Source organism: Intestinimonas sp. HCP28S3_D6 (assembly GCF_052065695.1).
Lineage (GTDB): Bacteria > Bacillota > Clostridia > Oscillospirales > Oscillospiraceae > Intestinimonas.
In genome coordinates this window covers 1-1628 of sequence record NZ_JBQHTM010000117.1, presented here as the reverse complement: position 1 = coordinate 1628, position 1628 = coordinate 1, and the positions used below count along the sequence as shown (strand labels likewise).

General features: G+C 36.2%; 1 protein-coding gene. It reads left to right on the top strand.

What is annotated here, in order from left to right:
• Positions 1-64 precede the first annotated feature (64 nt).
• A complete protein-coding gene (locus tag ACTNBK_RS16970) occupies positions 65-1303 on the top strand; it encodes a hypothetical protein (protein WP_441147866.1) in 1239 nt (412 codons plus the stop codon).
• Positions 1304-1628: the final 325 nt, after the last annotated feature.

Here is a 1628-nt window from a genome sequence, read left to right as displayed (position 1 = left end):
CAGATAAATAATGGCTATTTTGCACTGAAATCACCTTAACCAAGCGCAAATGGCGGCTAATACATTGAGTAGAAACAGGATAAAGGCTTTTATTCAGAGGTTCCTTAGAGATTTTCTAAATCAATGTCCAAATTGTGGGACAACGGATCAAATCAAGCGTGCAATTCCTTTAGACAGAATTGCTGCACTGCGGAATAATGATAATGTAGCTGCGCTCTTTGACTGTATCAATGAAATGGATCATAAACCAAGTGAATGGCAACCGATAGATGTTGTATTCACAGCGATTCAAATATGCAAGGTTATTGGCCATCATTATGATGCTGGTGATAGAGATATAATAAAAAAAGTCCATGCTTACTTAGAGTATAAAGCAGTTAGAGATATTATAGATAATCGGCTTGCAGATTTTAATACCACTGGACGCACTATTAGAACTCGTGAGGATCACGGGAAGCTGATTGTAGGTTTTGAACGGGCAGACTCACTATCCAACGGAGAGAGAGATATACTGTCTTTTGTCGTAAACATTACAAAATTTGAACTCTTATTCAAAAAAACAGTGGGTATATTAATAATAGACGAAGTGTTTGATTATTTGGATGGCAGTAATATGCTGGCGGTTCAGTACTATCTAATTGAATTAATAAAAAGTTGTAAATCCAAAGGCAAGGTGCTATTTCCTATTATTTTTACCCACTTGGATCCAGCCGTTTTTGCGAATTACTATTTTCAAAAAAAGAAGATACATTACATTTCATTATCAGCACCAATTGAGTTGGGATCTGACATAGTTAAAATGCTTCGTCTTCGCGAAAGTGGTACACTATGCGATGAAGATAAACACGAAATTGAAAAATACTATCTTCACTATGTAGATGAAAATCACACACTAAACGCAGAACTTGCTCAAAAAGTAGCTCTTGATTTTTCCGACAGTAATATATCTTTTAGGACAAAACTGTACGCTGAAATAACAGAAAAATATTTATCTGAAGTCACCTATAATCCGGTTATGGTCATTGCTGGATTAAGAATAAAAATCGAAGAAGTTATATATCAGAAGCTCGCCCCAGAAGATCGAGAAGCATATATTGCCCAACACAAAGTAATAAATAAATTAAATTATGCTATTGCGCAAGGTGTTGATGTTCCAGAACTGTTTTTCCTTTTGCAACCTCTCTATAATGATGGTCTACACTTGGGCGGCAATGAAGATGTTGTACGGAGTAAAATTAAGTCAAGCTATTTGAAAACAAATAACCTGCATATTAAAAGAATGATTAAAGAGCTGTTTAATTAGCATATACTTTACATACGGATACTCAACTGACTGGCGTGTTCAAAGCAAAATCAACTTAGTAGGTACAATAGAAAAAGCAGAGAGTCCAGACTATCAAATCAGAATTGGAGACCATCCCACATTTTGTGTAAACCTCCAAGGTGGTGTATAATAGAAGCACCACAGTGGAGGTTTTATTATGGCAAGAAAGAAACGCACACCGGAAGAAAATGCCCGATAATGTACAATAAATTGCGCAAATTGGAAAGAGCATAAAAGAAGACATAGCTTGCAGGCTCTGGTAGAATGAAGTCACGACACACCATTCTGAAAGGAGACAGCAAAC